The sequence below is a fragment of the Vibrio splendidus genome, from assembly GCF_001557875.1.
Lineage (GTDB): Bacteria > Pseudomonadota > Gammaproteobacteria > Enterobacterales > Vibrionaceae > Vibrio > Vibrio splendidus_F.
In genome coordinates this window covers 1-256 of record NZ_LNRF01000046.1, presented here as the reverse complement: position 1 = coordinate 256, position 256 = coordinate 1, and the positions used below count along the sequence as shown (strand labels likewise).

Annotated in this window: 1 tRNA gene; it reads left to right on the top strand. The window is 50.8% G+C overall.

Annotation, left to right across the window (positions count from 1 at the left end):
• Positions 1 to 3: 3 nt before the first annotated feature.
• Positions 4 to 88 (top strand) — tRNA-Tyr (locus ATB74_RS23540).
• Positions 89 to 256: the final 168 nt, after the last annotated feature.

The following is a 256-nucleotide window of genomic DNA, read 5'->3' as shown; positions in this document are numbered from 1 at the left end:
CCTGGAGGGGTTCCCGAGTGGCCAAAGGGAGCAGACTGTAAATCTGCCGGCACTGCCTTCGATGGTTCGAATCCGTCTCCCTCCACCATATTCTTCTTACCTCTTTTAAGAGTTAAGAGAACAACCTGATTGATGGGCTTATGGGAAAACATCAATTTAGGCTTACTTTGTGAAGAGTAAGACACACCCTGGAGGGGTTCCCGAGTGGCCAAAGGGAGCAGACTGTAAATCTGCCGGCACTGCCTTCGATGGTTCG